Origin of the sequence: Rhodococcus sp. C3V (assembly GCF_029269915.1) — a bacterium.
Lineage (GTDB): Bacteria > Actinomycetota > Actinomycetes > Mycobacteriales > Mycobacteriaceae > Rhodococcus_F > Rhodococcus_F qingshengii.
Map to the genome: position 1 here is coordinate 311,339 of NZ_JARJBE010000001.1, position 26,822 is coordinate 338,160.

Here is a 26,822-nt window from a genome sequence, read left to right on the forward strand (position 1 = left end):
GAACGCGTGACCGACATATCGTGACGGGGCAGCCGTTATGTCTATCTGCCGATCCGCTCCCTCACGGTTCGGTGCGAGGAGTGTCTCCCATGGTCAACAAGGTTCTGAGTTCAGTCCGTGATCTGCTTCCGAAGATCGCGGCCCGCGCTCAGAAGGTCGACGATTCGCGCAAGATCTCCGAACGGACCATCCGGGAGCTGTCCGAAGCCGGCGTCTTCTCCATGCTGGCGCCGAAAAGATACGGAGGTGCCGAGAGCGACCCGGTTCAGTTCTACGAAGTGGTCAGGGCCATCTCGGCTGCCTGCGGCTCGACCGGTTGGGTCGCGTCGGTGGTGGGGGTGCACCCGTGGCATCTTGCACTTTTCGACGACCGAGCGCAGGCCGACGTGTGGGGAGAGGATCAGACGACGCTCATTTCGTCCGCCTATGCGCCGGTCGGTCGACTGACGGCGGTGGACGGAGGCTACGAGCTATCGGGCCAGTGGGGTTTCTCCTCCGGTTGCGACCACGCGAGTTGGGCGTTGCTGGGAGCGATGGTGGTCGGCATGGATGGTCGTCCCGTCGATTTCATGACGGTGTTGGTGCCGCGCACCGATTACGAAATCCGTGACGTGTGGGATGTCGTGGGTATGCGGGGCACCGCGAGCAACGAGATCGTGGTCGAGAAGGCCTTCGTTCCCGAGCACCGATTGAAGCGCAACTACGAGACCGCACAACTGCGTGGGCCTGGCCAAGCGGTCAATCCTGGCCCGCTGTACAAACTTCCGTTCGGGAGCATCTTCACCTCGACGGTTGCCGCTCCGTGTGTGGGCATCGTCGCCGGTTGTTACGAGGGGTACCTGGACGTGATGCGTGAGCGCGTCCGTCTGAGTTTGGGTGGTGGACGGTTCAGCGAGGATCAGTTCGCTCAGGTCGCCGTCGCACGTGCGTCGTCGGAGATCGATGCTGCGATTCTGCAGATGGATCGCAATATCCGGGAGATGTACGAACTTGCTGTGGCCGGTCAGGAGCTCCCACTCTCGATGAGGCTGCGTGCGCGTCGTGATCAGGTTCGTGCGACGGAACGCTCGGTGGAAGCGATCGACATGCTTTTCAAGACGGCAGGAGGGAACTCCCTCTCTCGCGGAAACCCGATCGAGCGTGCGTGGCGTGACGTTCATGCGGGCAGCGTTCACGTTGCCAACGAACCCGAGCGCGCGTTGGCGCTCTACGGCCGGGCGGCGTTCGGACTGCCGGTGGAGGACAACCTGATCTGACGGGTTGGCGCGTCACCGGGTGGGGTATTTGCCTTTGGATGAGGGAAGTACCGGCTCTGACCATCGGCTCGATCGTCGACATGGCGGGTGTCGCGCGCGCGAAGGTGATGCCGGCCGGCCGAACCGGTGTCTTCGAGAAAGCCGGTGCGGGAGTCTCACCGAGCTGGAACGTCTTCTGTAGCGACGATCGGATTGCCTTCACCGATTCCTTTTCCGTCGTGGGTGATCTCCGGTTGCGTATCGACCGCTCCGACCTCCGTGATCTCGGCGGGGGCGTGTCGTGGGCGCCGGCGACGTTGCACGAGCAAGACGGTGCGACGGCTGCCGTGTGTACTCGGTCCGCACTCACTGCCGTCGTGGCGCGGCTTGCCGCCGACGGACTGGAAGCTCGGGTGGGTCACGAGATCGAGTTCACTCTTTTCGGTGATGCGTGCAACGGAGCGTGGTCGGCGTACGGGTTAGGTGCAGTCCTGCTCCGCGAGGACTTCCTCAAGGACCTTCTGCGCAATGCCGAACGCGCACAACTTCATATCGAGCAAGTGCATGCAGAGTACGGACCGGATCAATTCGAGATCTCCATCGCTCCGGCAACTCCTGTTCAGGCTGCCGACCTGGTGATACTGGCCCGGATCTTGATCAGCCGCACTGCCAGAGCCCACGGATTGGCGGCCTCGTTTTCACCGATACCTACGGTCGGAGGTGCAGGGAACGGTGCACACCAGCACTTTTCGTTGAACTCAGGTGGGCGGCCCGTCTTCTCCGGTGGCGGGCAGGAGTACGGGATGACCGACAAAGGATCGTCAGCTTTGGGTGGAATCCTCTCTCACCTCGCGGAATTCACGGCCATCTTTGCGTCCTCACCGCTCTCCGGGGTCAGGCTGCGACCGGACAATTGGTCGGGGGCCTACGTCTGTTGGGGGCTCGAGAACCGGGAAGCGGCACTGAGGTTCTGCGCAGAGTCACCGTCGAATCCACACGGCGCCAACGCCGAAGTGAAAATCGTCGATCCATCGGCCAACCCGTATCTGGCGACCGCTGCGATACTTGGCCTTTCGCATATCGGTATCGGCAATGCCTCGCCATTGCCGCCGGAAATTGTGGTGAACCCGTCGACTCTCACGGAGGCGGAACGTGATGAGCGCGGGGTGACCCGAGTCCCCACCGATCTGCGCGAGATAGTGCAGAAGTTCAACTCCTCCTCGGTGGCGAAGGAAATCTTCGGGGAGTCGATCATCGAAGCGATGGTGTCAGTGAAGGGAGTTGAGCGCGAGACTTTCTCCCAGATGGACGAGGCGACAACCGTCGAGCGGCTTCGATATACCTGGAGCTGAAAGGGTTGACGCGCAAGATGTCGAGTCCTATGTTTAAGCTATTCCTTAATTAAGGAGTTGCTTACATGGACGAGCGAAGTGGCCGACTCGATGCAGTGTTCAGCGCATTGGCCGACCCGACGAGGCGTGAAATGCTCTCTCGCCTCACTGATGGTTCGATGACCGTCGGTGAGTTGGCCGAGCCGTTCGAAATGAGTCGACCCGCCATCTCTCAGCATCTGAAGGTGCTCGAGCGAGCCGGTCTCATCGAACGAACCGCCACCGCGCAATGGCGCACGTGCACCCTTCGCGCAGAGGGTCTCGACGACGCCAGCGCCTGGGTCGACGAACACCGGCGAGGCTGGAACGAACGCTTCGACCTCCTCGACGAGCGTCTACGTGAGCTGAAGCAACCTCGACCGAAGAAGGAGAAGGACAATGAGTGACCAGAACGTCGATGCCACTGCAGAATTCACCATCACCCGGATCTTCGATGCGCCGCGCGACCTTGTCTGGCAGGCGTGGACCGACCCCGACGAGGCGGCGCGCTGGTGGCATCCGAAGGGTGTCAGCAGTCCTCGGGAGTACGTCACGATCGACCCCCGGGTTGGCGGAACGTACCGCTACCTGATGATCAACGACGAGAACGGAGCCGAGTACCCCACCGGCGGAACCTATCTCGAGGTCGACGAGCCGAAGAGGCTGGTCTTCACCTGGGGAAATCCGAGTGATCCAGTGGATGCCGCACCTCGGATAACGGTCACGCTCGCAGAACGGGGTGACAAGACCGAAATGACCTTCCACCTGGTAGGAATTCCGGGATTCAAGGGTGACGGGAATGCGTACGACGGATGGGAATCCGCTTTCGACGTGTTGGACGAAGTTCGCGCCGGCGACTAGTCGGGAATCGGACACCGCGACAGCGGTGCCGGTGATTGAATGGGGCTGATAGTCCATTCGTCACCGACGCAGGAGAGCCTGATGGCACCAGAAGTTGCGGTAGTTCTCGAGGGATACACCTACTTCGAATGCCCGCGCTGGCACGAGAACCGGATCTGGGTATCGGACTTCTACACCTACCAGGTGATTTCGGCCTGCGAGGACGGGACAGACATACGCGTCGAGGCGGAGGTTCCAGGGCAGCCGTCCGGGCTGGGGTGGCTTCCGGACGGCAGATTACTGGTCGTCTCCATGCGGGACCAGAAGATTCTGCGGCGAGAATCCGATGGCGAGTTGGTGGTGCACGCAGACTTGTCCGGGTACGTCAGTGCCAACGTCAACGACATGCTGGTCGACGCACAGGGACGAGCGTACGTGGGCAACTTCGGGTTCGATCTGATGAACCTGGCCCCCGTCGAGACGGCAGATCTCCTCCGCGTCGACCCGGACGGATCGGTGCACGTCGTCGCGCGAGATCTCCACTTCCCCAACGGAATGGCTCTGACGTCGACCGGAGATCTGCTCGTGGACGAAACGCTGGGAAATCGAATCAGTGCGTTTGCCGTCCAGGCCGACGGCTCTCTGGGTGAACGCCGCGACTGGGCGTCGTTCGGGCCGGTGCCTGGTGGACCCGAGATGGAGACCACCCTCGCTCAGATCGTCGTTGCGGCGGACGGGTGTTGTATCGACGGAGACGATTCGATGTGGGTGGCCGATGCCCTCGGAAGCCGTGTTCTTCATGTGGGCGCCAGCGGGGAGATAGTCGACGAAATTGCCTTCGACAGCGGTGTCTTCGCTTGCGGACTCGGCGGTTCCGACGGTCGTACCCTGTTCGTTTGTGCCGCCCCGGATTTCAATGAACACGCTCGCAAGGTGGCTACCGAAGGAAAGCTGCTGTCGATTCGCCTGGAGCCTTTGATCTGATATGGAATTGGTGACCTCGCTACCTGCCGACACTCCGCTGCGGCAGGTAGCTCAGCACGTCCGACGCATCGAGAACCTTGGTTTCGACACGGTGCACATCTCCGAAACCATTCGTGATCCGTTTGCGGTGGCGGCCCTGGCCGTCGAGCACAGCAGTACTCTCACTGTCCGGACGTCGATGGTTGTCGCGTTTGCGCGCAGTCCCATGGTGACGGCTTTGGCTGCCTGGGATCTTGCGGGTTTCTCGGGTGGGCGATTTCAACTGGGGCTTGCGACGCAGGTGCGTGGGAACATCGTCGGGCGGTACTCGATGCCGTGGACGGATCCTGTTGCGCAACTGCGTGATTACGTCAGCGCTGTACGCGAGATCTTCCGAGTTTTTCAGGAGGGCGGTGAACTCGACCATGCCGGAACGCACTACACCTTCGACCGGCTGCAGCCCTACTTCAATCCGGGGCCGCTCGATGTTCCGGCTCCGGAGATCTGGACCGGGGGAGTGAACTTGCGCATGTGCTCACTGGCGGGAGCCGTCGCCGACGGTTTTGTTTCTCACCCCACCAGCTCCCATCCGAAGGTGCTCGCGGAGAGGATCATTCCATCGTTGACGGCAGGAGGAAGGAAGCCGCGACTGATTGCCGTTCCGAAGATGATCACCGGCAAAGATCCTGCCGCGATACTTGCTCAACGAGAAGCGGTGCGCAGTGAACTTGCCTTTCTCTACTCCACTCCGGCGTACCGAGTCGCGCTGGAGGTCCTCGGATTATCCGAGGTCGGGGAAGAACTGACAGTGATGGCGCGGGCAGGTGATTGGGCTCGACTACCTGCCGTCCTCACCGACGATGTTCTCGACAGGCTGGTCACGCAATGCACCTACGCCGAACTCCCCGAGGTGCTGAGTTCGAAATACGCGAGTCTCTGCGACGGCATTGCACTGGCGGTGCCGGCGAATCCCGCCGACGACCGCGTCTTCGCAGCGATGTGTGAGGAGATTCGAGCCGCCGCAGCGTCTGCCCCGTGACGTCCAGTCGGCGCGAACTACACTCTCGACATGGGGCGCGTCTACGAAGGCATCGATGAAAAGCTCACCACGTGGTTGCAGGCTCAACCGCTGTTCGTCGTTGCCACCGCACCGTTGTCTGCTGACGGGTTGGTCAATTGCTCACCCAAAGGGGGAGTCGGATCGTTTGTGGTGCTGACATCCAACCGGGTGGCGTACCTCGACCTCACCGGCAGCGGTGTGGAAACCATCGCGCACGTGCGCGAGAACTCCCGAATAACACTGATGTTCATGGCGTTTGACGGACCACCGAAGATCGTACGACTGCACGGTCACGGACACGTTCTGCTTGCAGGGTCGGAACCGTTCAACGAGCTTGTCGGTAGGTTCCCTGAGCACCCGGGGCTGCGGTCGATCGTCGTGGTCGATCTGACGCGCATTTCGGATTCGTGCGGATACGCAGTACCGCTGATGGACTACCAATCCGATCGTGACGTGCTCGACCGCGTAGCGGAGAAGAGGGGGCCGGAGCGGCTCATCGCCTATCGCGCCGAGAAGAACGCGAAGAGTGTGGACGGGTTGCCCGGTATCGACCTGGAGTGATACAAAATCGCGTCGCCGTGCGAAAGAGTGTGGGGCAGGTGATTCTGACATTGCCTGCCCCACGTCCTCGTTGTGCTGGTTACTTCGCCATGTCCTGGGCTGCTCGGTACGAGAAGACCATGGCCGTGCCGAGCGGAACGCCAGGACCGGGGTAGAAGCGGCCGCTCAGTGACGCGCTCGTATTGCCGGCGGCGTACAGGCCGTCGATGGCGCTGCCGTCGGCACGCAGGACTCGACCGTTGACGTCGGTGACCAATCCGCCCTTGGTGCCGAGGTCACTGAGGACGATGCGGGCCGCGTAGAACGGACCGTTCTCGATCGCCGTCAGTGCCGCATTCGCGCCGCCGTTGGGTGGGCAGAAGAATGCGTCGTACGGGTCTTCGCCGCGATGGAACTCTTCGTCGACTCCCAGCTTTGCGGCATCGTTGAACTTTTCGACAGTGCTGCGCAATGCGTCGGCCGGCAGTCCGGTCTTGGCGGCGAGTTCTTCGAGAGTGTCGGCGGCGACCCAGGTTCCGGCCTCGAGGTGCTTGGCGGGCGCCGTGTTCGGGATGCAGATGGCAGGTAGTCCGCCACCCTCGCGCGAGTCGAAGATCATGAACGACGGCACTGCAGAACCGTTGTCGTCGTGCGCATCCATGGCCCGGCCGAACTGGTCGTACGGGAGAGACTCGTTGAGGTAACGCTCGCCCGCGTTGTCGACGACGAGTCCGCCGCGAACGCCGACCATGAATGCGGCGCTGCCGTCCGGCTGCTCGACGCCGGGGCAGAACCACGCCTGATCGAGCAAAGCGGTTGCGCCACCGACAGCAATTCCGGCGGAGATCGCGTCACCGGTGTTGGCGCCGAAGGGACCCATACTCCAGATCGCTTTGCCGGGGGTGCCGGCCTGCTCACGCATCTCGGCGTTGCCTTCGATGCCGCCCGCTGCCATCAGCACACCGCGGTTCGCCTTGATTCGCTGGGTTTCGCCGCCGGATTCGACCTCGGCGCCGACAACCCGACCGTCTTCCACGATCAGGGAGGTGAGGATGGATTCGGTACGAAGTTCTGCGTTACCGGTGCTCTGGACTGCGGCCAGCAGTCGGCCGATCAGTGCGCGCCCACCGATCATCGGGCCGGGAGCATGATCCTGACCGGTGCGGTCTTGGTCGAGTTCCGGACGCACCTTGCCGGCGAGGTCACCGATGTCGGCGGGATCGAGATCGAGAGGGTTGATGGAGCGTCCCGTGTCCATCCGGCCTTCGGCCTTGTAGTAGTCGGGGAACGCACGGAACTCGAATTCGATGTGCGGGTTCTGCTCGAGTAGTGCGACGACATCGGGAGCGGTCTCGACATAGGCATCCTGGCGCTCGGACTCGGCGTCGCCGAGCAATGCGCGCAGATAGGTGCGTGCGTTCTCCGTTGAGTCGGGGAGTCCCGCACGTTCCTGTACTTGGGTTCCCGGCAGCCAGATGGATGCGCCCGAGTACGCGGAAGTTCCGCCGAAGCGATCGGTTTTCTCGAGGACGATCGTCGTCAATCCTCGAGCTGCCGCGGTGTATGCGCCGGTCAGCGCGCCGCCGCCGGAGCCGACTACCAACACGTCGCACTCGGTGGTCCAGTCCTGCATCATTGCGTCCTAACTCCAAGAGGGTGGGGTGTCCACGGAATACCGCACGGGGAGAGAAGGCCATGCCAGGTCCCACTGAGCGGGCAATATGCCGAGATGGGTGGTCGAGATGAGAGAATTGGCGAGGTCGTTCGCGACCGGGACACAGAATCGATGATGGGGGCGACGTTGCCGAGAATTGCCGAGGTCAGGGACGCTGCAGAGCCCAGTTCGGACGAGCAGCGGGCGCGCCATGTGCGGATGCTGGAAGCGGCAGCCGAATTGGGGACCGAGAAGGAACTCTCACGGGTACAGATGCACGAGGTCGCCAAGCGGGCGGGCGTGGCCATCGGCACTCTTTATCGCTATTTCCCCTCGAAGACGCACCTCTTCGTCGCTGTGATGGTCGAGCAGATCGACCAGATCGGTGCCAGCTTTGTCAGGCATCAGGTTCAGTCGGACAATCCGCAGGATGCGGTGTACGAGGTATTGGTTCGCGCGACTCGCGGGTTACTGCGTCGGCCGGCTCTCTCGACTGCGATGCTGCAGTCGTCCAGTACCGCCAACGTCGCGACGGTGCCGGACGTGGGAAAGATCGATCGCGGCTTCCGGCAGATCATCCTCGACGCGGCCGGGATCGAGAACCCCACCGAGGAAGACAACACCGGGTTGCGTCTGCTGATGCAGCTGTGGTTCGGGGTCATCCAATCGTGCCTCAACGGTCGAATCTCCATCCCCGATGCGGAGTACGACATCCGCAAGGGATGCGACCTGCTTCTGGTGAATCTCTCACGGCACTGACGTGACTTCGCCCCTCTCTGGGGAGGGTTCGTCATGTTCGCAAAATTGAAATAAATTCTATTTTTGAATCCGCATCAGTTGAGAGTTGATGTCAATCCGGACATTGCCCTGACATCATTAATAGAATAAATTACAGAAAAATAGACGGTGAGCCAGCTCACCGACCGAAAACTCCACGAAGGAGCGAACATCATGGGTCATGCAGTCATCGTCGAGGCCGCTCGGACACCGATCGGCCGTCGTCGCGGCGCCCTGGCGGGACTGCACCCCGCCGAGATTCTGGGAGCAGCGCAGCTCGGCGTTCTCGAACGGGCAGGCGTCGCACCGGAAGACATCGGACAGATCATCGGCGGCTGTGTCACCCAGGCAGGTGAGCAGTCCAACAACGTCACGCGGCAGGCGTGGCTGCACGCCGGATTGCCGTACAGCACCGCGGCAACCACTATCGACTGCGCCTGTGGATCCGCCCAGCAGGCAGTGCATTTGATTTCCGGCCTGATTTCTTCTGGTCAGATCTCGGCCGGTATCGGCTGCGGCGTCGAGGCTATGAGCCGTGTGTTCCTGGGTCAGGCAAACGCACCGGGAACGGGAAACCCGTACCCGGACGACTGGACCATCGACATGGGTGACCAGTTCACCTCCGCGCAGCGAATTGCCGAGAAGCGTGGGATCACGCGCGCCGACGTCGACGCGTTCGGTCTGGAATCGCAGCGCCGCGCAGCTCAGGCTTGGGCAGAAGGACGCTTCGACCGCGAGATCGTGCCCGTCAAGGCTCCCGTGGTGGACAAGGAAGGCGTGCCTACCGGTGAGATCGCCACTGTCACTCGCGACGGGGGACTGCGTGAGACGACGGCAGAAGCGCTGGCTGGGCTCAAGCCGGTCATCGAAGGCCATATCCACACCGCCGGCAACTCGTCGCAGATCAGTGATGGCGCGGCTGCGGTACTGCTGATGAGCGAAGAGCGCGCACAGGAACTGGGATTGAAGCCCCGCGCGCGGATCGTCGCGTCCGGCATGGTCGGATCCGATCCCTTCTATCACCTGGACGGACCGATCGAGTCCACCCAGATGGTGCTCGACAAGGCCAAAATGACCTTGGACGACATCGATCTCGTCGAAATCAACGAAGCCTTTGCCTCGGTCGTGCTCTCCTGGGCGCAGGTTCACGGCGCAGACCTGTCCAAGGTCAACGTCAACGGTGGTGCGATCGCGCTCGGACATCCCGTCGGTTCCACGGGCGCTCGTCTGATCACCACTGCGCTGCACGAACTCGAGCGCTCGAACAAGTCGACGGCTCTGGTCACGATGTGCGCCGGTGGCGCTCTCTCGACCGCCACCATTATCGAACGCATCTGACCCGTACTGACACTGTCGAATTGACGAGGTAGACATGACTATTGGATTGAGTGAAGAAGATCGTGACCTCCGCGACTCCGTACGGGGCTGGGCGGCGCGTCACGCAACACCCACCGTCGTCCGTGAAGCCGTCGAGGCGAAGGTCGAAACTCGCCCCCAACTCTGGAACGGGCTTGCCGAGCAGGGGCTTCTCGGACTACACGTAGCCGAGGAATTCGGCGGCGCAGGATACGGATTGGTCGAACTCGCCATCGTCGTCGAGGAACTTGGACGCTCGATGGTTCCCGGACCGTTCCTGCCGACGGTAGTGGTCAGCGCTGTTCTCAGTGATGCCGGAGAAACGGACAGACTGCCGACGCTCGTGGATGGCAGCACGCTCGGAGCTGTTGCACTACAGCCGGGTTCGCTGAAGATCACCCGCGACGGCGACAACACCACCCTCAGCGGAACGTCCAGCCTTATTCTCGGCGGCCATGTCGCTGACCTGTTCCTCCTCGCGACGGACAGCGGATTCGTTCTGCTCGGACGTGACCGCCTCGAGGTCACGGACTTGGCCAGCTACGACGTCGTGCGTCGTAACTCCGAGGTCACCGTCGACGGTTTGGTGCTCACCGATTCCGAGATCCTCACCATCGATACCCAGCGTGTACTGGACATTGCCGCAACACTGTTCGCGGCCGAGGCATCAGGCTTGGCCGACTGGGCAGTCACGACGTCGGCCGACTACGCGAAGGTGCGTCAGCAGTTCGGTCGCCCGATCGGCCAGTTCCAGGGTGTCAAGCACAAGGCTGCACGTATGCTCGCGCTTGCCGAGCAGGCACGCGTCTGCGCTTGGGACGCTGCGCGTGCGCTGACTCCCGCCAACGGCGTCGGTGCCGAAGAGGCTTCTCTCGCAGCAGCCGTCGCCGGAGCCACGGCCCTCGAGGCTGGCTTCTCCGTCACGCGTGACTGCATCCAGGTGCTCGGCGGAATCGGCTACACGTGGGAGCACGACGCGCACCTGTACCTGCGCCGCGCGCAGTCCCTGCGAATTCTGCTGGGTTCCACGGCATCCTGGCGTCGTCGCGTTGCCGAGCTGACCATTGCCGGAACCCGTCGCGTGCTCAGCGTCGAGCTGCCGCCCGAGGCCGAGGCGATCCGAGCCGACGTCCGAGCCGAGCTCGCTCCTGCACTCGAACTCGAAGGCGCCGCCCAGAAAACGTATCTCGCGGAAAAGGGCTACACCGCACCGCACTTCACGGCTCCGTGGGGCAAATCCGCCGATGCCGTCAGCCAGCTGGTCATCGCCGAAGAACTGCGCGCTGCGAAGATCAAGCCGCACGACATGATCATCGGCAACTGGGTCATCCCGACGCTCATCGCGCACGGCAACGAAGAGCAGCTCGCCAAGTTCGTCCCGCCGTCACTGCGCGGCGACATCGTCTGGTGTCAGCTCTTCTCCGAGCCCGGCGCAGGTTCCGACCTCGCCGCGCTGAGTACAAAGGCCACCAAGGTCGACGGTGGCTGGAAGTTGCAGGGCCAGAAGGTGTGGACGTCGATGGCACGCGACGCGCACTGGGGAATCTGCCTCGCGCGCACCGACGCCGACGCCCCCAAGCACAAGGGTCTGTCCTACTTCCTGATCGACATCAAGAACAGCGGCCTCGACATTCGCCCGCTTCGCGAGATCACCGGTGAAGCACTGTTCAACGAAGTCTTCTTCGACGACGTCTTCGTTCCCGACGAGTGCCTGGTCGGCGAGCCAGGCGACGGCTGGAAGCTCGCTCGCACCACGCTGGCCAACGAGCGTGTCTCGCTGTCCAACGACTCGTCGCTCGGATCGGGTGGCGAGGCTCTTCTGAGCCTGGTCGACGGACTGCCCGGTGGCATCGACGACGAGCAGCTGACCGTGCTCGGAAAGGTGCTGTGCGACGCGCAATCCGGTGGTCTGCTCGGTCTGCGCACCACGCTGCGCTCGCTCACCGGCGCGCAGCCGGGTGCCGAATCCTCGGTGGCGAAGCTGATCGGTGTCGAGCACATCCAGCAGGTCTGGGACGTGGCAATGGAGTGGGCCGGACCGAGTTCACTTCTGGGCGAACAGCATCGGATGTCTGCAACCCAGATGTTCTTGAACTCGCAGTGCATGTCCATCGCGGGTGGTACAACCAATGTTCAGCTCAACATCATCGGTGAGCGAATCCTGGGTCTGCCTCGCGACCCTGAACCGGGAAAGTGACCTGCACATGAGCAATCGCACCTTCGTCATCGGCGTCGGCATGACCAAGTTCGAGAAGATCGAGACCCGCGACTGGGAATACCCGGACATGGTGACCGAAGCCGTCTCGAATGCCCTGACCGATGCCGGGATCGGCTACGGCCAGATTCAGCGTGCTGCGGTCGGTTACGTGTTCAACGCGTCGACAGCAGGACAGCGAGCTCTCTACGAGACCGGTCTGACCGGCATTCCGATCTTCAACGTCAACAACAACTGCGCGACCGGCTCGACGGCGCTGATGATGGCGCGCGAGTGGGTCCAGGCCGGACAAGCCGAGTGCGCCTTGGCCGTCGGCTTCGAGAAGATGACCAAAACGGCGTTGACCGGTAACGGTGAGATGCCCAAGGTCACGACCTTGGACTCTCAGCTGAAGATCATGGTCGAGGATTACGGGTTCGCCCGATCGCCGATGACAGCTCAGCTGTTCGGTAACGCTGCCGTCGAGCACATGAAGAAGTACGGCACCACGGTCGAGCAGATCGCAGCGGTGGCGGTCAAGAATCACAAGCATTCGGTGAACAATCCGTACGCACAGTTCCGTGACGAGTACACCCTCGAACAGGTACTCGGCGACAAGATGATTCACGAGCCGCTGACACGTTCGCAGTGCTCGCCGACCTCGGACGGCGCCGGAGCCGCGATCGTCGTGAGCGAGAAGTTCGTGCGTGAGCACGGCCTCGAAGACCGGGCGATCGAAATCGTCGCACAGGCGTTGACCACTGACACCGAGGCAGCGTTCGCCGAGAAGTCGATGATCGACGTGGTCGGCGCGCCGATGACGGCAGCTGCGGCAGAGCAGGTCTTTGCGCAGGCCGGGATCACCATCGATGACGTCGACGTCATCGAACTGCACGACTGCTTCGCGATCAACGAGATCATCACCTACGAGGGCCTGGGGATGTGCGCGGTCGGAGAAGGCGGAAAGCTCGTCGAATCCGGCGCGACCACGTACGGCGGCCAGTGGGTCGTCAACCCGTCGGGTGGTTTGATCTCGAAGGGACACCCGCTGGGCGCGACGGGCTTGGCGCAGTGCGCCGAACTCACGTGGCAGCTCCGCGGGACCGCGGATGCGCGGCAGGTCGAAGGCGCTCGTATTGGCTTGCAACACAACCTCGGACTGGGCGGCGCGTGCGTCGTGACGGTCTACCGAGCCGGAACTTTGGAGAACTGATGGCTATCGATCTCGAGGTGGCGTTGGCCGCCGAACCGACTGTGCGCGAGGCGTCGTGGACCGATCGCGACGTCATGCTCTACCAATTGGGACTCGGGGCAGGGGTGAATGCTCTCGATCCCGCTGAACTGACCTGGGTGTACGAAAAGGGGCTGAAGGTACTCCCGACGTTTGCAATGGTTGCAGGCCAGGGAGTTTCGGCGGGTGTACTGCCCGCACCGTCGATGAGTATGCCGGGAATCGACATCGATCTGCGAAAGATCCTGCACGGTGGGCAGTCGCTGGCACTTCACGCGCCCATCCCGTCGACGGGTGCTGCCCGTATTTCTTCTCGGGTCGCCGATGTCTGGGACAAGGGAAAGGCAGCTGTGATCGTTCTCGAGACGGCGGCCGAGGACCTGGACGGGAATCCGTTATGGACCACCGGAATGCAGATCTGGGCGCGCGGCGAAGGTGGATTCGGCGGCAACACCGGGCCCGAAGTTGTTGCCGGGGTGCCTGATCGAGCGCCCGACAAGGTACTGACGTCGAGCACGAGTCCCTCACAGGCGCTGGTGTACCGACTCAGTGGAGACATGAACCCGCTGCACGCTGATCCCTCCTTCGCGAAGATGGCGGGCTTCGATGCACCGATTCTGCACGGCCTCGCGTCGTACGGCATCGTCTGCAAGGCCGTGGTAGACGGGATTCTCGACGGAGATCCGACGCGGGTGAAGAACTACTCGGTGCGGTTTGCCGGTTCGCTCTTCCCCGGCGAATCCATCACCACCTCGGTATGGCAGGACGGCAACACACTGACGTTGGCGGCGACGTGCCCCGAACGCGAGAACTCCCCGGTTCTCACGCACGCAACAATGGAGATCAACTGATGGACCTCGGTTCGCACCCCACAGCAGCGACACATCCGGGCGGCACGATTCTGACGTCGCCGCCGCAGGACGCCCCGGTCGACCGGGCCACGGCAGCAGCGCGTCGCGTTGTCGACGCGATGCTGCGCACCGACCGCGGAAACGCCAATCTGGACCGGGTTGCGGAGGAGCTCAACAGCATTGCCGAGCATCTCGAACAGCACTCACCCGAGGTGGCCGAGCGGTTGATCGACATGTGGAACGGTGAGGGCGTGACTCGTCACGACCCCGTGACCGGCCCCGAGAACGCCATTGCGCCGCCGCTCGTTCTGGAAGGGCTCGCTGACGGGTCGGTGCAGGGAGTGGTCACGTTGACGCTGCCGTACCAGGGCCCTCCCGGCCATGTGCACGGCGGTGTTTCGGCGCTGCTGCTCGATCACGTTCTCGGCGTCGCGAACGCCTGGGGTGGAACTTCCGGCATGACAGCACAATTGAGCACTCGGTACCATCGCCCGACTCCGCTGTTCGAGCCACTCACGATCAGCGGCAAATTCCTGTCCAAGGACGGCCGCAAGATTCACACCGTCGGTGAGATCAAAACTGCGGACGGCGAATTGTGTGTGTCGGTAGAGGGATTGTTCATCGACAAGACCGTGCCGCGCCCCAGGTAGGGGCTTCGCCCCCGTGCGCCTTTTTGGTAGTGGGAACTACCAAAAAGGCGCACAGGGGTTCTGACGAAGGAGGGCCCAGTGGGCAAGCTCGACGGACGTGTAGCAGTGGTCACCGGTGCCGGTATGGGCATCGGGCGCGGAGTGGCGGGCGCGTTCGCGCGTGAAGGCGCGTCGGTGTTGGTTGCCGAGATCGACGAGGCGGCGGGCCTCGAAACCACCCAGTGGTTGCGGGACGAATGGGGCGCGGAGGCGGAATTCGTCCGGACCGACGTCACTGACAAAGCTCAGGTTGTTGCCATGGTCGACAAGTCCGTCGAGCGGTTCGGACGCCTCGACATCCTGGTCAACAATGCTTGGCGGACTTTCGGTTTCGCTCGGCTCGAGAAGATGACCGACGAGCAATTGCGCGGCGGTTTCGACATGGCAGTGATGGCGGCATTCTGGGCGATGCAGGCTGCCCTGCCGGAACTGGAGCGTCACGGCACGGGCCGCGTGATCAACATGTGCAGCCTCAACGGCGTGAATGCTCACATGTACTCGGTGCAGTACAACGCGGCGAAGGAAGCATTGCGAACCCTGACTCGCACTGCTGCCCGCGAGTGGGCTCCCAAGCAGGTGAACTGCAACGTCATCTGTCCCGGTGCGCAGAGTGCGGCGTACAAGCGTGTCGCCGAAGCCAATCCGGAGAACGTGGCAGTGATGGCCGCACAGAACCCGATGGGGCGGATCGGCGATCCCCTCGACGACATCGGCCCCGTTGCGGCCTTCCTGGCAAGTGACGACAGCCGTTACGTCACCGGCAACACCCTCTTCGTCGACGGTGGTGGGCACATCAACGGCGTGCAGTGGGCGCCGACCGTCGACTGATCGACGGCGACTCGGCCGGTGTATCCGGCATCTATTTGGCCGTGAACCCGGCGTCGACCGGCAACGCGATACCTGTGACGTATCGAGCCTGATCCGAAACCAGCCAGGCTATCGCGTTGCTGACTTCGGCAGCTTCGATCAACTCGACGTTCAAGAGGTTGCCCACGTCGGCTCCGCTCGATGTCGGGGAGTCCGCAAACAGCTTCGCGACCGCATCGTTGACGACCATCGGTGTATTCGCGCCAGTCGGGTGCACGGAGTTGACACGAATATTGTGGGGAGCAAGCCAGTGCGACCACGTGCGCCCGAGCCCCACAATGGCGTGTTTACTCGCGCAGTAGCCGGCGGATCCGCCGGTGCCGTCACCTCCACGACCGACAAGTCCCAGAGTTGATCCGGTCAGGACTATTGCGCCACCTGTACCTTGTTCGATCATCGCGGGCGCTGCTGCCTGGACGGTATTCCAGACGCCGAATAGATTGACCTCCATCTGGTCGCGGAAGGCGCGAGCATCGTCGATATCCGGGGACATCATGCCGATACCGGCGTTGGCCAGGACGATGTCGACGCTGCCCAGCTCCGCAATTCCTTCGGATACCGCAGTTCGCAGTGCGGACAGATCGCGAACATCCACTTCTCGCGCGACGATACTTCGTCCCAGGTTCTCGACCGCTGCTGTTGTCTGCCGCAAATCGTCGGCGGTTCCCATCGGGTAGGCCACCGATTCGATCTGACGGCAGATGTCGAGCGCAATGATGTTCGCGCCCTCCTGCGCCAATCGCACGGCGTGGCTCCTGCCCTGACCTCGGGCGGCCCCGGTGATCAGTGCGGTTTTGCCTTCCAACTGTCCGGGCATGCGTGCTCCGTCCGTCGTGAATCATGATTACTCGGTCATGAGTACTGACCCGAGGGGACGGCGAAATTCGTCGCCGGCGACGTAGTCTGAGTTCAGTTACAGCGGGAACTCGCTTCGGAAGAGAAGAGGCTCGGGATGTCCGATTGGGTGAAGAAGGTCGAAGCTGAAGCCAAAGGGCTCCTCGCCGAGGCGGAAGAAGAGCTGACCGTCCTCGAAGGTGTCGACACCATAGATCCGCTTGCCGACGACGATCCGGCACCAGAAGACGGCACCAAGCCGACGTCAGACTGACCCTGCGACACGTCGGCGCGCCTCGACACCGCTCGGTATCTCAGAACGGTGGCGGGTCGTCTCCGAAATCGATGGGTTCTCGGTGAGCCGGCGGTGATTTCCACTGCCTACATTGAACGTATTTCTCTGCTCGTTTCTGTATCCGTCGACGCTGGCGATTGCGTTCACTCTGGATACGGGCAGCTTTGTTCTCCTCCTGGGTCCGCCGATTTCGACCGCCCTGGGGCGGTGTCGGTTCGTGCGATCCAGCCATCAATCCTGCGGGTCGCGTTCGGTAACAATGCCCGGTCGGCGACGTCAGCGACATGGTCCGATCCTCGTTCGACGTGAACCGCCACCGGTCGGAATGCTTGAGGCGATGATGGTTGCGGCAGAACGCACTCATATTCGACGCGATCGTTTTACCGCCGCATTCGGGGTCGCCGTGATGGAACGGTTCATTGTGGTCCAGATCGGAATTCCAGGCCGGGACATCACAATGCAGCCATTGGCAGCTGCCCGCGATGATCCGTAACCAGGTTTCGAGAACGGCGCCCGGTCGGTAGACGCGCGCCGAAGCAGGCACCGGCTCTGCGACGTCATCAGCAGGTGCGCGGACGTTTCGAATTACGGCGTCACGGGCGATATCGCGAGCATGCTCAGCGCTGATCACCCCGTACCCGTCGAGGTGGGCGGGCTCACCGCCACCGTGCAGAGTGGAATCAGTCATCACGACGTGAACCACGGGCCGACGAACGACAACACTACCGCTACGATCCTGCGGGCAATCAGCTCGGCCACAGTTGCACGGCAAGAATTGTGATCCGTTGGTCAACTCGAAGAGCGCGTCGGCTCGTCGCTGCTCGTACGTTCGTGAGTCGTTTCGGCATACCGACACTGCCAACTCGCGTAGTCGGCCGTCGAATGCCCTAGCCTGCTCTGCCGGAACGCTTCCCAAGATCTTTGCCATCCCGTCCTCGGCAGCGCTGACCCCGACGAAGCGATCGGTGAGAGCACGGCGTCGGCGTTCTCGCATACCTTCCGGGTCCACCATCGCCACGATCCGATCGATCGCCGCTGTCAGTCGCCTTCCCGTCAAGCCCGTTCCGCCTGCTACTGGTGGGGCGAGAACCTGCGCGAGCAGTAGTCGTTCCACCTCGTCGATCAATTCGTCTTTCACGTTCGCGGTCGCGGAATCGATCAAACCAACTCGGTACAGATCCAACTCGCCACGCGCCATCGCCGCTCGAGTGCGATGCAGACGAGTCCTTAACGAGAACCCCAACCCGATCAGCTTGCCGGCAGCCGCGCGACCCATCGTCAGTGACGCACCGACTTCCGACTCCGCCAACTCGTGTGCGGTCGACGACCACACTGGCGACATGCTCCGAGCTTCGCCGCGAAAAGAACTCGGCAATCACAGCGAGCTTGCGTTCGACCAGCATCGCCTCGCATGCATGCAGATCGGTCATGAGATCAACCAGCGCACAATCAGTTTCGGTACCGGTCAGCTGTGCTGAGATACCGAAGAGCTCTGTTGTCGGGTTGAACATGCATCCATTCTATTCGAATGTGTGTTCGATGCGAACCGAATTCTCAAATCAGTCGGAATAGTCCGAATCGGCCGAAATGCTTATTGTGCTTGCGTTTTGGATCCTGTTCATTCGAAACTCGAACGTGATTGTCGTGCCACTGTGTAAGTATCGGCTTGTGGCAGACAACGCGGTGAAACTCAGTGAACAGTCGCTTGTGCTCTTCATGGACTATGGACAGTTTTACTTATACGGCGACGATGACGGTTTCGGGAGGGAAACGGACCTGCTCGAACTCGCGATGGCTTCGCGCCCTGCGTACAGTGACGGCACAGTTGTGATTGTCCTGAGCCCGCACCAGAACAACTTCAACATGCATACAACGGTCGAAGTCTGGTCCTCCCGACCCACATCCGATCGCGAGAAATGGCAGCAGGTCAGTGAGTCGTTTCTGACGGTTGGTCCGCAGGGGTCAATCAGCTTTGATTCACCTCCGGGTGGGGAGTTCATTGTCTGTGATGTACCCGAGGGGTCATATCTGGTCGAGATTGCCGGCCGCGGTTTTGTAAACTACGGCTGGCCCGGATCGACGGAACCCGGAGATGTTTGGCGGGTGCGTATGTGGCCTGCAGGTGGTGACGAGGTGCGGCCATCGCTGCAGTGGGACATGCCGGGATATGGCGTTCCTGTGGACGAACCGATACCTGAACCGATTCCTCGTCCACAACGGGACATCGAGTCGAAATGGATAACGATTTACGGCGAGAACGGCGAACCGTCCAGGGTTGTGCAAATCAGTGACCTCCGCGCCGAAGCTGCTGAACGAGAGCGGCAGGAGTGGGGAGGAGATCCGATGCCTGAACTCGAACGATTCCAGTCCGGCAAAGAACTAGCTCGTATGGACCGACCACTTGCCGAAGCGGTCGTCCGCATGAACGTCGCGACTCTTCGTCGACTCGCGTTTTGGGCCGCTGTGCAGGCGTATGAGCATGCGGGATTAGCCGACAGGGATTGGGTTCGTCCGGCCCTCAACGCTATGCATGTGGGACAACAACTTCCGGAACCCTTCGGAAATCGCACAACGGCATTCGAGCACCTACACGAGGAGGAATTCGGTGCGGGGACCGACAATGTGGAGTTGGAAGTCAAGATCGAGATAGTGGACCATTCGTCGCAACCGGAGTCCAATCCGTTCGATCACGGGAATATTCATGTCCCGTCCTACGCTCTCAATGCGATTTTCGACGCGATCGAATCGGACCCGTTGACCGCAGCGGTCAATGCATTGGGAACGGCAGCAGTCACGTTCGGGAAGGATATCCGCATGTTGTTCGCGAGAGCGCGAGTTGAATTCGACCTCGAAGACTGAACCCCAAGTTATTCAAGGGACCTTCGTAGTGCGGTGAGCGGATCCGAGGCATCTCGACGCCCACGCGGACCAGGCCCTTCGGGGTTGACGAAGCGGCCCTCGTCCGAGCGAGTCCACTCGCGTACGGCCCATCTCTCCTTGATCGCCCAACGGCCGTCGCGCCGCTCCATGTGGTCGATGAACCGCGCACCACTGGTGAAGTTGATCATTCCGATGTCTTCGGGCCCGCCCCAGTGTGTGGACATCGAATATGCCTCGCTGATCGCGTGGTCGCCGTGCAGTTCGACCAGGTGGTTGCCGATGTGGTGCATCGTGCCGCCGATCGCGGAGAGTTTTGTTGTGGCCCAGGCGATGTACTCGTCGATGGTGCCGTCGAATCCGGTGTGATGGTCGATCGCGTCCGGGTGGTAGGCGCTGCGGACGAGATCGAAGTCGAGGCGATCGATGCCGCGGCAGTACGTCAGAACCACCTCACGAATTGCCTGCTTGTCGATGAGATCCTGCAGTGCCTGGTCCATGTCACGCCTCCTTGATGCTGGTCATCCAGTCGAGTAATTCCGGTAGTTCTTCGGCAGCGCAATCGAATACGGCAGGCCGAAGCACCACGGCAGACGCGCCGCGGTCGGACCAGTCCAGGACCTTGTCAGCGGTTGCCGAGAGGTCGACGGACCGATTGTCGCGCCGAACCGGCGCCGCAGACACTTGCACACGTGCGGTATCCGGCTCGCGGTCGTGGGCTTCGAACGTGTTGCGCAGCAATGTGACACTGTCGGTGAACGTTCCCAGGTCGGTCGGGTTCACGGTCCAACCGTCGGCGACGCGTGCTATGCGGTCGAAGTTCCGCCGGCTTGGTCCGAAACCGAAGAGCACCGGTACGCGATTTTGGATCGGCAGCGGGAGGCTGTGGTAGTTCTCGAAGGCGAAGTCGCGTCCCTTGAAGGTGGCCGGAGCATTGGTCCACAGTTCGCGACACGCTGCGACAGCCTCCTCCATGCGCCCGAATCGCGCGTCGAAAGGCATGTTGGTAGCGGTGTATTCGGCTTCTTGCCAACCGACGCCGAAACCCATGACGGCTCGACCTTCGGACAATGAGTCGAGAGTTGCAACCTGTTTGGCAAGCAGGGCGGCTGGGCGAACAGTGGCGATCAGAACCGATACTCCGAGGCGAGCGCGTTCGGTCACTGCGGCGATCGAGGAAAGAAGTGAAATCGGTTCGTACCAAGGGTGATCCAACGGGAACAAGAAGTTGTGTTCGGCTACCCGCTGAGCGTGTGCTTCGGCATTGAACCCGAGATGATCGCCGGTGCAGATCAGATCGATCCCGGCACGGTCAGCACGCGCGGCGAAGTCCAGAACCGGGCGAATCTTGCCGTCGAACAGGGCCTCGAGGCCCAAGATGTTGACGCCGATTTCCACAGTCGTCGTTCCTCTACAGTGCCCGCTTGGCATGCGCGGACATCTCGCCCATGTTGTCCAGACAGAAGAGTCTCGAGCTGAACTGCCACGACCCGTCGACGCAGGTGAAGCGATCGAAGTAGCGCCCCGCCAGAATAGGTTGCAGGGCAAGATTTTCGGTACCTTGGATGACCGTGACGTACGAGAGTGCCGTCGCTGATTCACCGTCGACCGCGATTCGCGTGTTGGTCAGCAGATGTTTGGTTCGTGGAACCGGCGGATCACCGTACATTCGAATGAAGCCGCTGCAGGCTGCGAACACTGCGTCGGCGTCGGACGAAATGAGCGTGATGGCAACCCCGTCCGGCCCGCACTGCCCGTAGTCGGACGAGGCGAACAATGCAGCGACTTCACGCAATCGGCCCTGATCGATCAGATGCGTGTACTCGCAGAGCAGGTCACGGATCGCCGACTCGGCGACGATCCGTGACAGCTCCGTGGTCATACGGTGATCTCGCGCCGAACCATCTTGCCGGTTGCATTGCGAGGCAACAGATCGCTGGTGATGCGCCACTTCGACGGCACCTTGAAGTAGGACAGTCGCTCGGCGGCGTAATCACGCAGCTCCGCCTCCGTTGTGGCGGCTCCGGGACGCAGGACAACCACGGCGGACACTTCCTGGCCGAGGTCGGGGTGCGGCATGCCGATGACAGCGCACTCGATCACGTCGGGGTGTTCGTCGAGCGTCTGCTCGATCTCGGTGGGGTAGACGTTCTCGCCGCCACGCAGGATCAGGTCGGAACGACGACCGGTGAGACGGAGACGCCCGTTCTCGATTACGCCGAAATCGCCGGTGCGGAGCCAGCGTCCGGGGGCAATTGCCGACTCGGTCGCCTCGTCGTTCTCCCAGTATCCGAGCATGACGAAGGGGCTGCGTACGCACACTTCACCTTCGATGCCGTCCGGCAGCCATTCGCCGAAGGGATCGCGAATCTCCATCGAGACGGTGATGATCGGACGCCCGAGAGTGCCTGGGAACTCTTCGAGTTCGGCGCCGACGGCGACCGCAATGGCGGTGCTGCATTCGGTGAGGCCGTAGCTGTCGACCAGAGCATTGCGTGCGAACGGCACCTGCTCCTTGAGGCGTTCTTTGAACGCGGGCGACGACGGCGCGGATGCCAGCGAGAATGCAGTCAGCGAAGAGACGTCGTACTTGGCGATGTTGCCGTGCTCGAGTAGCCGCGATGCCATCGTGGGGACAGCACCCCAGTTGGTGACACGCTCGCGTTCGACCAACCCGAGCACCTTGTCGACGTCGAAGCCGCCCTCGGTCAGGATGACGGCACTGCCCGTCGCGAGACGGGGAACCACCAGATTGTGAAGGCTGGCGATGTGGAAGAGCGGGGAGGTGAGTAGATAACGCAGTGGGCTCGGCTTGGAAGCGTCGTACTCACGGCCGGTGAATGCGGCGCCGATCGCGTCGCTGTACTTGTGGTAGTCGACGACGGCCATCACGTTGCGGTGCGAATGGAGTGCGCCCTTGGGGCGGCCGCTGGTACCACTGGTGAACAAGATGACGGCAGGGTCGTCCTCGTCGATGTCGGTGCTCGGCACGTCGGAGCCTGCATATTCCGCGATGAGCGCGGGCAGATCCTCTTCCATGGTGAGGACCGTGATGTCTGCCGGCAGTTCGGGGAGGGCGGCGCCGCGCTTGGCGTCCACGACCAGAACCTTCGGACGTGAGAGCTCGATCCCGTGGGTGACCTCGCGCGGAACCCACCAACCGTTGAGACCGACTGCGATCGCGCCGAGCGCCTGCGTCGCGAAGAACGTCATGACCCATTCGGGAGTGTTGGCAGCGAGGATGCCCACACGGTCGCCCTTGCGGACTCCGTACTTGTCCCGCAGAGCAGTTGCCAGCGCGGCAACGGAATCGGCATGCTCGGTGAACGAGATTCGACGATCGCTGGTGACGAGATAGTCGCCGTCGCCCCAGGCGCGAGATGCCGAGATCAGTTCACCGATGGCGTGACCGCGGTTCTTCATCACAGGCATGACGGTGCCGAGAACCTCTTCTTCGACGATCTCGAATGGCCCACCTGGACCGGTGAGGCGTGAGACCGCCTGGTCCAGAAGCAACTGCGGATCTGCGGGGGCAGTCATGGAATGGCCTTTCGTATTGTGGCGCTTTTCACGTCACAAAATCTCACGAGAAAATCATATCTGTGGCGGCGGTTACCACTGAGCGAGACTGGGACCGTTCCGGCTCTGAGGCGTCGATACGTTCGAGTCGTATCGCAGTTGGAGTAATCGACATTCCGATATCGACTAGGACACAGGACACGATGACGAACACCGCCACCGAAGCATCTTCGAATGCAGCTCTTGCAGCTCCTCAGCGCGAGGACGTCGCGCAGATGTTGATCGACCGTCTCGGTGATCAGCACCTGGGCCTGCGGACGCGGACGCAGGACTGGAGCTGGGACGAGGTGGTGCGCGAGAGCGCAGCGCGCGGCTCGCTGGCGAAGTCGCTTCGCGCGCCCGGACCGTTTCACATCGGAGTACTTCTCGAGAACGATCCGGAGTTCCTGTTCTGGCTCGGCGGCGCGGCCCTGACCGGGGCCACGATCGTCGGCATCAATCCGACCAGGCGTGGAGCTGAACTCGAGGCTGAGGTCCGGTACGTCGACTGCCAGCTGATCGTCACCGACAAAGCAGGCTACGAGAAGCTTGCCGGCCTGGACCTCGGGCTGACCGAAGATCGTTTCGTCCTCGTCGACGACGCGTCGTACCCGGACAAGATTGCAGCACATCACGTCGAGTCGCCTCAGATCGACCTCGGTGTCGACGCGTCGACGCTGTTCTTGCTTCTCTTCACCTCGGGCACCACCGGAATGTCCAAGGCAGTGCGGTGCAGCCAGGGGCGTCTGACGCGGTTGGCCTACGCGAACTGCGCCAAGTACGACATCGACCGCGACGACGTCTGCTACTGCTGCATGCCGCTCTTCCACGGCAACGCGTTGATGGCGCTGTGGGCGCCGGCCCTTTCGCAGGGAGCTACGGTCTGCCTCGTTCGTAAGTTCACGGCCTCGGGATTCATGCCGGACGTTCGGTTCTACGGCGCAACATATTTCACCTACGTCGGTAAGGCCTTGGGGTATCTCATGGCGACGCCGGAACTGCCCGACGACATCGAGAACACCCTCACCCACGGCTTCGGGACCGAGGCGTCGCCGGGGGACAAGGCAGAGTTCATCCGTCGTTTCGGTGCACAACTTTTCGAGGGATACGGTTCGAGTGAAGGTGCCGGTTCAGTAGTGCTCGATCCGAACCAACCTGCCGGAGCGCTGGGCCGTCCCGCGAGCGAGAACATCGTCATCGTCGATCCCGATACGCGCGAAGAGCGACCCCGCGCAATTCTCGACGAGCACGGTCACGTGCTGAACCCCGACGAATCCATCGGCGAGATGGTCGACAAGGCCGGATCGAAGAAGTTCGAGGGGTACTACAAGAACGAAGACGCGATCGCCGAGAAGATTCGCCACGGTTGGTACTGGACAGGCGATCTCGGCTACGTCGACGAGGCCGGCTTCATCTACTTCGCGGGACGCAAGGGCGACTGGATCCGCGTCGACGGTGAGAACACCTCGGCTTTGATGATCGAGCACATCCTGCGTCGGCACCCCAAAGTGATTGCCACGGGTGTCTTCGCGGTACCGGATCCGCGTTCGGGTGATCAGGTCATGGCTGCGATCGAGGTCGCCGATCTCGCCGATTTCGATCCGGTCGAGTTCGCCGACTACCTTGCCGCGCAGGCGGATCTGGGTACCAAGGCAGCGCCACGATTTGTTCGCGTTTCGACCGACCTGCCCGTCACGGGCTCCAACAAGGTACTCAAACGTGAACTTCAAGCCGATCGCTGGCGGACCGACGAACCAGTGTTCCACTGGGTGGGCCGAGGCACTCCCGAATACACGTTGATGACCGAAGCTGACGTGGTGAACCTGGAGAAGGAGTTCGAGACGCACGGCCGCACGCGGTTCCTGTGAGTGAAGTTGCGCTGGTGACCGGCGCTTCCCGGGGGATCGGCCGAGAGTGCGCGCTGGCATTCGCGCGTGCCGGATTCGACGTTGCAATCACTGCTCGCACCGTTCGTGAAGGAGAGGGGCGGGCAGCCCCGCGAACGAGGCAAGGCGAGCAAATGATTCCGGTGCCCGGCAGCCTGGAGACGACGGTTGCCGAGATCGAGTCCTTCGGTGTGCGCGCATTGGCCGTTCCGATGAACCTGCTCGATCTGGCATCCGTCCGCGGCGCCGGTGAACGGGTGCTGGCCGAGTGGGGACGTGTCGACGTGCTGGTGAACAACGCCTATGCGCAGACTGTCGGAAACATGGACCGGGTGCTCGACATCGAGATCGACGACGCTCAGGCGATGGCGATCGGGAATTATCTGCACCAACTCGCTCTGGTCCAGGTGATACTCCCGTCGATGATCAAGAGCGGCAACGGCGTAGTGGTCAATCTGGCATCGGGCTCGGCGACCATGGATCCGCCTGCGCCTCCCGGCGAGGGTGGTTGGGGTCTGTCGTACGCCGCGTCGAAGGCGTCGTTCGGACGTATTGCCGGAGCGATCAACTCCGAGTACCGAGACGCCGGAATCAAAGCGTTCAACCTGAGTCCGGGATTTGTCATCACGGAATCAGGGAAAGCCCGTGGTGGCGCGGACGCAATCGTGGACGCCGGATTTGCGGCCACACCGGCATCCGTACCCGCTGCAGCGGCGGTGTGGCTTGCAACAGATCCCGATGCGGACCGGTACCTCGGTCGCGTCGTGGATGGTCCGAAATTGATGGCGACACTGGAGGAAACGGTATGAAGCTCGGCGTGGTCGTTCCGGTCGAACTGGGTCGAAGCGGAGACCCTGATTGGATTCTGCAATTCGCCCGTGCGGCCGAGTCGCTGGGTTTCGACGAGATCTCGGCAGTGGAGCACTCGGTGGTCATCGCCGACACCGAGAGCGAGTACCCCTATTCTCCGACCGGAAAATCGCATCTTCCCGATGACTGCGACATCCCGGATCCGCTCGAACTGCTTTCGTTCGTGGCGGGTGCCACAACCACTTTGGGCTTGTCCACTGGAGTTCTGGTGCTGCCCAATCACAATCCGGTAGTGCTCGCCAAACGATTGGCGACGCTCGATCGCCTTTCCGGTGGGCGATTGCGCATCTGCCTCGGCCTGGGGTGGATGAAGGAAGAGATCGAGGCGTGCGGCGGTGACTTCGAGCGCCGCGGCAAGGTAGCCGATGAGGCCATCGCGGTGATGCGTTCACTCTGGGCGGGCAAGGAAGCAGTCGATTTCGACGGCGATTACTTCTCGTTCAAGGGTGCGTACAGCTGGCCGAAGCCGCACCGCGAATCCGGAGTTCCGCTCTACATCGGTGGACACAGTCTCGCTGCTGCTCGGCGAGCAGGCCGGTTGGGTGACGGTTTCCAGCCGCTGGGACTGGCCGGTGAAGATCTCGACAAGGCCGTAGCAGCGATGAAAGCTGCTGCGGTGAAGGCAGATCGAGATCCTGCCGACGTCACGCTGGTACTCGGTGCGACACTGCCCAGGCTCGACGAAGCGAAACTCGAGTGGGCACGCGGGTTGGGAGCCGATCGAATCGTGCTGTCCGCCAGTCGTCGTGGCACGTCGCTGGAACTGATCATCGACGAAATGGCCGAATGCTCGAAGCGGCTGGGGCTGAGTAACTAGGAGTGCGGGCGTGACCGGCAGCCATCGGAGCGGCTGCCGGTCATTGCTGTCGGAACGT

Annotated in this window: 25 protein-coding genes and 1 pseudogene; 19 read left to right on the top strand and 7 right to left on the bottom strand. The window is 62.1% G+C overall.

Features of this window, described 5'->3' with window-relative positions:
• Positions 1-89 precede the first annotated feature (89 nt).
• From hsaA to P3G66_RS01620, 7 genes are all read left to right on the top strand, one after another.
• A complete protein-coding gene (gene hsaA, locus P3G66_RS01590; protein ID WP_003940567.1) occupies positions 90-1,256 on the top strand; it encodes a 3-hydroxy-9,10-secoandrosta-1,3,5(10)-triene-9,17-dione monooxygenase oxygenase subunit in 1,167 nt (388 codons plus the stop codon).
• A gap of 38 nt (positions 1,257-1,294) precedes the next feature.
• On the top strand, positions 1,295-2,587 hold the full coding sequence (locus tag P3G66_RS01595) for a glutamine synthetase family protein (protein ID WP_007732696.1): 1,293 nt from the start codon (positions 1,295-1,297) through the stop codon (positions 2,585-2,587).
• Positions 2,588-2,652: 65 nt separating this feature from the next.
• On the top strand, positions 2,653-3,012 hold the full coding sequence (locus P3G66_RS01600; protein WP_007732695.1) for a metalloregulator ArsR/SmtB family transcription factor: 360 nt from the start codon (positions 2,653-2,655) through the stop codon (positions 3,010-3,012).
• On the top strand, positions 3,005-3,466 hold the full coding sequence (locus P3G66_RS01605; protein WP_007732694.1) for an SRPBCC domain-containing protein: 462 nt from the start codon (positions 3,005-3,007) through the stop codon (positions 3,464-3,466). Before P3G66_RS01600 ends, P3G66_RS01605 begins: the two co-directional genes overlap by 8 nt.
• Positions 3,467-3,547: 81 nt before the next feature.
• Positions 3,548-4,429, top strand: coding sequence for an SMP-30/gluconolactonase/LRE family protein (locus P3G66_RS01610; protein ID WP_007732692.1), 882 nt, complete (start codon positions 3,548-3,550; stop codon positions 4,427-4,429).
• 1 nt (position 4,430) lies between these two features.
• Positions 4,431-5,447 carry a TIGR03617 family F420-dependent LLM class oxidoreductase gene (locus tag P3G66_RS01615; RefSeq protein ID WP_007732690.1) on the top strand — a complete coding sequence of 339 codons (1,017 nt, stop codon included), beginning with the start codon at positions 4,431-4,433 and terminating at the stop codon, positions 5,445-5,447.
• Positions 5,448-5,477: 30 nt separating this feature from the next.
• Positions 5,478-6,029, top strand: a complete 552-nt coding sequence (locus P3G66_RS01620; RefSeq protein ID WP_007732686.1) for a pyridoxamine 5'-phosphate oxidase family protein — start codon at positions 5,478-5,480, stop codon at positions 6,027-6,029.
• A 79-nt stretch (positions 6,030-6,108) separates the two neighbouring features.
• Here the strand turns inward: P3G66_RS01620 and P3G66_RS01625 are convergent, their stop codons facing one another.
• On the bottom strand, positions 6,109-7,641 hold the full coding sequence (locus P3G66_RS01625; protein WP_037128865.1) for an FAD-dependent oxidoreductase: 1,533 nt from the start codon (positions 7,639-7,641) through the stop codon (positions 6,109-6,111).
• Positions 7,642-7,794: 153 nt separating this feature from the next.
• Here P3G66_RS01625 and P3G66_RS01630 point away from each other — a divergent pair, with 153 nt between their 5' ends.
• The 7 genes from P3G66_RS01630 (at position 7,795) to P3G66_RS01660 (ending at position 15,588) form a co-directional block, all read left to right on the top strand.
• Positions 7,795-8,421, top strand: coding sequence for a TetR family transcriptional regulator (locus P3G66_RS01630; protein WP_030536987.1), 627 nt, complete (start codon positions 7,795-7,797; stop codon positions 8,419-8,421).
• Between the two features lie 192 nt (positions 8,422-8,613).
• A complete protein-coding gene (locus tag P3G66_RS01635) occupies positions 8,614-9,777 on the top strand; it encodes a steroid 3-ketoacyl-CoA thiolase (RefSeq protein ID WP_007732681.1) in 1,164 nt (387 codons plus the stop codon).
• 34 nt (positions 9,778-9,811) lie between these two features.
• Entirely contained in the window at positions 9,812-11,992 is a 2,181-nt protein-coding gene (locus P3G66_RS01640) for an acyl-CoA dehydrogenase (protein ID WP_007732680.1), read from the top strand.
• 7 nt (positions 11,993-11,999) lie between these two features.
• Entirely contained in the window at positions 12,000-13,202 is a 1,203-nt protein-coding gene (locus P3G66_RS01645; protein WP_003940027.1) for a lipid-transfer protein, read from the top strand.
• Positions 13,202-14,071 carry a MaoC/PaaZ C-terminal domain-containing protein gene (locus P3G66_RS01650; RefSeq protein WP_007732676.1) on the top strand — a complete coding sequence of 290 codons (870 nt, stop codon included), beginning with the start codon at positions 13,202-13,204 and terminating at the stop codon, positions 14,069-14,071. The genes P3G66_RS01645 and P3G66_RS01650 overlap by 1 nt, the downstream gene beginning before the upstream one ends.
• The gene (locus tag P3G66_RS01655; RefSeq protein ID WP_003940283.1) at positions 14,071-14,721 is read left to right on the top strand and encodes a PaaI family thioesterase; all 651 of its coding nucleotides are present in this window, start codon (positions 14,071-14,073) and stop codon (positions 14,719-14,721) included. The genes P3G66_RS01650 and P3G66_RS01655 overlap by 1 nt, the downstream gene beginning before the upstream one ends.
• Before the next feature lie 78 nt (positions 14,722-14,799).
• The gene (locus P3G66_RS01660) at positions 14,800-15,588 is read left to right on the top strand and encodes a glucose 1-dehydrogenase (RefSeq protein ID WP_007732675.1); all 789 of its coding nucleotides are present in this window, start codon (positions 14,800-14,802) and stop codon (positions 15,586-15,588) included.
• 31 nt (positions 15,589-15,619) lie between these two features.
• On the opposite strand, the gene P3G66_RS01665 is transcribed toward P3G66_RS01660, so the two are convergent.
• Positions 15,620-16,444 carry a mycofactocin-coupled SDR family oxidoreductase gene (locus tag P3G66_RS01665; RefSeq protein WP_276116097.1) on the bottom strand — a complete coding sequence of 275 codons (825 nt, stop codon included), beginning with the start codon at positions 16,442-16,444 and terminating at the stop codon, positions 15,620-15,622.
• 135 nt (positions 16,445-16,579) lie between these two features.
• Between P3G66_RS01665 and P3G66_RS01670 the strand changes: the two genes are divergently transcribed.
• Positions 16,580-16,735: a hypothetical protein gene (locus P3G66_RS01670; RefSeq protein ID WP_003940615.1), complete on the top strand. Its 156-nt coding sequence runs from the start codon at positions 16,580-16,582 to the stop codon at positions 16,733-16,735.
• Positions 16,736-16,775: 40 nt separating this feature from the next.
• Here P3G66_RS01670 and P3G66_RS01675 read toward each other — a convergent pair.
• A pseudogene (locus tag P3G66_RS01675) lies at positions 16,776-18,267 on the bottom strand (DUF222 domain-containing protein).
• Positions 18,268-18,424: 157 nt separating this feature from the next.
• Here P3G66_RS01675 and P3G66_RS01680 point away from each other — a divergent pair.
• The gene (locus P3G66_RS01680) at positions 18,425-19,615 is read left to right on the top strand and encodes a hypothetical protein (protein ID WP_276116098.1); all 1,191 of its coding nucleotides are present in this window, start codon (positions 18,425-18,427) and stop codon (positions 19,613-19,615) included.
• Positions 19,616-19,623: 8 nt separating this feature from the next.
• Here P3G66_RS01680 and P3G66_RS01685 read toward each other — a convergent pair whose 3' ends face one another.
• The 4 genes from P3G66_RS01685 to P3G66_RS01700 are packed head-to-tail and all read right to left on the bottom strand — an operon-like array spanning position 19,624 to position 23,173.
• Complete coding sequence (locus tag P3G66_RS01685; protein WP_042924821.1) at positions 19,624-20,133, bottom strand: nuclear transport factor 2 family protein; 510 nt, start codon at positions 20,131-20,133, stop codon at positions 19,624-19,626.
• 1 nt (position 20,134) lies between these two features.
• The gene (locus P3G66_RS01690) at positions 20,135-21,031 is read right to left on the bottom strand and encodes a TIGR03619 family F420-dependent LLM class oxidoreductase (protein ID WP_042924820.1); all 897 of its coding nucleotides are present in this window, start codon (positions 21,029-21,031) and stop codon (positions 20,135-20,137) included.
• A 13-nt stretch (positions 21,032-21,044) separates the two neighbouring features.
• Positions 21,045-21,515 (bottom strand): nuclear transport factor 2 family protein, encoded by a 471-nt coding sequence (locus tag P3G66_RS01695; RefSeq protein WP_042448401.1) that lies wholly within the window; start codon positions 21,513-21,515, stop codon positions 21,045-21,047.
• On the bottom strand, positions 21,512-23,173 hold the full coding sequence (locus tag P3G66_RS01700) for a class I adenylate-forming enzyme family protein (RefSeq protein WP_007732670.1): 1,662 nt from the start codon (positions 23,171-23,173) through the stop codon (positions 21,512-21,514). Before P3G66_RS01700 ends, P3G66_RS01695 begins: the two co-directional genes overlap by 4 nt.
• Positions 23,174-23,355: 182 nt before the next feature.
• Between P3G66_RS01700 and P3G66_RS01705 the strand changes: the two genes are divergently transcribed.
• From P3G66_RS01705 to P3G66_RS01715, 3 genes are read left to right on the top strand one after another with little or no spacing between them, the layout of a single operon-like run.
• A complete protein-coding gene (locus P3G66_RS01705; protein WP_042448397.1) occupies positions 23,356-25,059 on the top strand; it encodes an AMP-binding protein in 1,704 nt (567 codons plus the stop codon).
• A complete protein-coding gene (locus P3G66_RS01710; RefSeq protein WP_276116099.1) occupies positions 25,056-25,886 on the top strand; it encodes an SDR family NAD(P)-dependent oxidoreductase in 831 nt (276 codons plus the stop codon). Before P3G66_RS01705 ends, P3G66_RS01710 begins: the two co-directional genes overlap by 4 nt.
• The gene (locus tag P3G66_RS01715; protein ID WP_276116100.1) at positions 25,883-26,764 is read left to right on the top strand and encodes an LLM class F420-dependent oxidoreductase; all 882 of its coding nucleotides are present in this window, start codon (positions 25,883-25,885) and stop codon (positions 26,762-26,764) included. The genes P3G66_RS01710 and P3G66_RS01715 overlap by 4 nt, the downstream gene beginning before the upstream one ends.
• Positions 26,765-26,822: the final 58 nt, after the last annotated feature.